The organism is Acinetobacter sp. T_3_1, from assembly GCF_025377055.1.
Classification (GTDB): domain Bacteria; phylum Pseudomonadota; class Gammaproteobacteria; order Pseudomonadales; family Moraxellaceae; genus Acinetobacter; species Acinetobacter kookii.
This window is the reverse complement of record NZ_JACHVD010000042.1, coordinates 1-2937: the sequence shown is the minus strand read 5'-3', so window position 1 is coordinate 2937 and position 2937 is coordinate 1. Positions and strand designations below refer to the sequence as shown.

Sequence of the window (2937 nt, the reverse complement as noted above, 5' to 3'; positions counted from 1 at the left end):
TTTGTAGATTAAAGCAATTTAGAGGAATAGCTACTCGATATGACAAGCTCAAAAGAAATTATCAAAGTTCTGTTGCTTTAGCCTGTATATTTTTATGGCTACCTTTATAGGGTTAATTATGAACAGTAAATGTCAACAGACCCTAATTAAATCTTGAATTCCTTTTGTTTTAACTGCGACAGCTTCAACTACAGGGATACCTAACAGTTGAGACAGTTTATCCTTATCAATGGAAATACCACGCTTTTTGACCTCATCCATCATATTTAATACAAGAATCATAGGGCGATTTAGAGCACGAACTTCGAGAACCAAGCTCAAATGTAAGCTTAAATTTGTGGCATCTACAACGCATATAAAAATATCGGGTAGAACTTCACCTTTTAGCTCGCCCAAACAAACTGCCCTGGTGACTTCTTCATCTAAACTACTAGGTTTTAAACTGTAAGTTCCGGGTAAGTCCAATACTCGTACTGCATCACCAGAAGGTAATTTAAAAGAACCTTCTTTTCTTTCTACGGTAACTCCAGCATAGTTGGCAACTTTTTGTCGCGTACCAGTAAGCGTATTAAATAAAGAGGTTTTTCCACAATTTGGATTACCGACTAATGCAATGTTCTTAATCTTCATTGGATACTAACTCTACAAAAACTCTTTCAGCTTCATTCTTTCTTAATGCGAATCTTGAAGTTTCAATTTGAACTAAAACAGGATCTCCGCCAAAAACACCTTTAGCGAGTACTTGTAGAGTTTCACCCTCTCTAAAACCTAATAGTTGGAGCCGTTCCAATACGGGATCAGTGGTATGACTGTATTGATTACCTTTTTTGAGATCTCTAATTTTGACGATCTGATTTTGTTTAACTTGAAATAGATTCATTTTCGATACTCTTACTTCAAAGCCAAAATCTTTCGAGCACCATTAAGCACGAATAAAGAAACCAGGATGCCAATGATTAAGTCTGGGTAAGCTGATCCCGTCCACGCCACGAGTACACCGGCAAATATAACGCCCATATTTACGACAACGTCATTCGCCGAGAAAATCCAACTGGCTTTCATATGTGCGCCATCTTCTCGATGACCAGAAATAAGATATAAGCATGTCACGTTAGCTATAAGTGCGAGCAGGCCAATAACAATCATGAGCGTTGATTCTGGCTCGCTTCCAAACATGAATCGTCTAATGACATCAATAATCACGATGACAGCAAGTAATAACTGAATCCAACCTGCGAAATGGGCTGCTTTCACTTGATATTTCGCAGCTTTTCCGACGGCATATAGCGCAATACCATAAACGGCTGCATCGGCAAACATATCTAGAGAATCAGCAATCAATCCTGTAGACGCAGCAATAATTCCGCTGATGAATTCTATAAAGAAAAGTAGAGCATTAATGCCTAATAACAGTTTAAGTACTTTAGCTTGTCTCACAGGATCAGGTTCATTAGGTATATCGCCTGAAGAAAGCTGTGTTTCATCAAGTTTCGCTCCAAAACCCAGTCCTTCAAGTTTGGCCGTAATTTGCTGACTCCCTTCATTATGGAAGACTTTCAGTTTTCGATTGGGAAGATCAAAAGTAAGACCTTTAACTGCTTCAATATCTGCAAGAGCCATACGGACCATTTGCTCTTCAGCAGAGCAATCCATTTTAGGAATGGTATAGGTACTTGTTTGCTTAGCCTGTTGATTGCTTATATAAGTTTCAGTCTTCACAAGCTTTGCACCAAAACCCAAAGCTTCAAGTTTGGTAGTTATATTTTCATCTTTTTGATTATGTAGAACCTTTAAAGACCGGTTAGGTAAATCAAAGATGAGTTTTTGAACACCATCAATTGAAGATAGCGCCATACGAACCATCTGTTCTTCCGCAGAACAATCCATTTTGGGAACTAAGTATTCACTCATGTAGTGCGAATCTTTTAAAACGTCTTCAGTGCTTAAATTTTCTTTGGGATCAGAACCACAACAGGATTGAGCGGTATCTTCACAACTGTTTGAAGTGTTACAGCAAGGAGATGAAGATTTTTTTTCTTCCTCTTCACCACAACAGCTAAGCGTATTATCACAATTCTTTGAATTGTTTGCTTCTGCAATTGATGGATGATTTTCTTGTTGAGATTTCTTATCTTCGCATGGTGTTTCTTTACTACATCCACAACCACTCATAATTATACCCATTAAAAAAATTATAAACTTTGAATATTAGAATCCCTATAGTTACTATAGAGTCAAGATTTTTTGGAAATACCAACTCAATGCATTTAAAAATTGGTGAACTCTCTAAAAAAACCTCATGTTCAGTATTAACAATTAGGTTTTATGAAAAGGAAGGTTTAATTCCGGAACCCGAAAGAACGGAAGGAAATTACCGCCTTTACGATATAGGCTATGTTGAGCGAATTAAGTTTATTTTGAATTGCCGAACTTTAAATATGAGTTTGAATGAAATTCGTCAATTACTCACCTATAAAGATAATCCCAAGAAAAATTGTTCAGATGTGAATGAATTAATTGACTTACATGTCAGTGCTATCAGAGAAAATATAATCAAGCAACAAAAGCTTATTGAACAATTATCTGATTTAAGAGGTACTTGTGATGGTTTATGTACAATTGACCAATGTGGAGTTCTAAAAAATCTAGCTTGATTATCTAGACCTATGCTTTTTTCAAAAACTCTGTATATCTTTACTTAAGGCTGCAAAAAGATTAAGGTGACTTAAATTTTGTGATCAGATCTTAGATAGCTTTGGTTAGCTTCCGATTGGTGTTTTAAATACAGATTTGTGTATGAAGAGAAAAACATTTCTAATCCAGATATTGGTACTCTTATTCACATTCCAGAATATTTGGAGTGTGGCAGAGGCTGCTTGTCTGCATGAAATGCCAAACATACCCAATTCAATACTCTCTAATCCAATCGATTTAGAC

3 protein-coding genes and 2 pseudogenes are annotated in these 2937 nt (G+C 36.3%); 2 read left to right on the top strand and 3 right to left on the bottom strand.

Annotated features, from left to right (window positions below; genetic code table 11):
- A pseudogene (locus H4I94_RS16080) lies at positions 1–129 on the top strand (IS5/IS1182 family transposase); the annotation flags it as partial.
- A 15-nt stretch (positions 130–144) separates the two neighbouring features.
- Here the strand turns inward: H4I94_RS16080 and H4I94_RS16075 are convergent.
- The 3 genes and pseudogenes from H4I94_RS16075 to H4I94_RS16065 all read right to left on the bottom strand — a co-directional run.
- Positions 145–630: pseudogene (locus tag H4I94_RS16075) on the bottom strand (FeoB small GTPase domain-containing protein); the annotation flags it as partial.
- On the bottom strand, positions 620–880 hold the full coding sequence (locus tag H4I94_RS16070; protein WP_261183717.1) for a ferrous iron transport protein A: 261 nt from the start codon (positions 878–880) through the stop codon (positions 620–622). The pseudogene H4I94_RS16075 and the gene H4I94_RS16070, both read right to left, overlap by 11 nt.
- Before the next feature lie 11 nt (positions 881–891).
- A complete protein-coding gene (locus H4I94_RS16065) occupies positions 892–2172 on the bottom strand; it encodes a cation transporter (protein ID WP_005253114.1) in 1281 nt (426 codons plus the stop codon).
- A gap of 89 nt (positions 2173–2261) precedes the next feature.
- Between H4I94_RS16065 and cadR the strand changes: the two genes are divergently transcribed.
- Positions 2262–2654 carry a Cd(II)/Pb(II)-responsive transcriptional regulator gene (gene cadR / locus H4I94_RS16060; protein ID WP_004281856.1) on the top strand — a complete coding sequence of 131 codons (393 nt, stop codon included), beginning with the start codon at positions 2262–2264 and terminating at the stop codon, positions 2652–2654.
- The last annotated feature ends 283 nt before the right edge of the window (positions 2655–2937 follow it).